The sequence below is a fragment of the Clostridium tarantellae genome, assembly GCF_009295725.1.
Taxonomy (GTDB): Bacteria; Bacillota; Clostridia; order Clostridiales; family Clostridiaceae; genus Sarcina; species Sarcina tarantellae.
The window spans coordinates 1-420 of record NZ_WHJC01000672.1; the positions used below are offsets into that span (position 1 = coordinate 1).

Here is a 420-nt window from a genome sequence, read left to right on the forward strand (position 1 = left end):
CTATATATTAATAATACACCTATAATATTATTAATTCAGTATCATTAGTTACAGATAAAAAATTAATATGAAAAATATTTTAAAAAGTTTAAAGTGATAAATTTTATTTTAAATTATAATTACAATAAATACATTTTTCTATATAATAAACAGGTTTTTCTTTAGGAAGCTTTCTATTACAATTTGGGCATTTCCAAATTATATCTTCTATAAATGTACATATAAAATAAATTAACGCTAAGAAAAACCATAAGAAATATATTTTAAGTATTAAAGCTATTATTAGAAAAATAACAGAAAAAGTACTTATGAATGATAAAAGTGACATAAACCTTACTTTATTTTTAAACTTTAATTTGCTCATAACCACTTCCTCCCTTTTTTTATTTGTTATTTTTTAATTTTTCTTAATAATTATTA

General features: G+C 17.6%; 1 protein-coding gene. It reads right to left on the reverse strand.

Annotated elements, in window-relative coordinates; genetic code table 11:
* Window positions 1–103: 103 nt before the first annotated feature.
* Complete coding sequence (locus GBZ86_RS16810) at window positions 104–364, reverse strand: hypothetical protein (RefSeq protein WP_152892541.1); 261 nt, start codon at window positions 362–364, stop codon at window positions 104–106.
* Between the last annotated feature and the right edge of the window lie 56 nt (window positions 365–420).

What these genes read in the sequence shown, in the direction of transcription:
- GBZ86_RS16810 (WP_152892541.1), bottom strand. Translation starts at nt 364, where the DNA reads ATGAGCAAATTAAAGTTTAAAAATAAAGTAAGGTTTATGTCACTTTTA.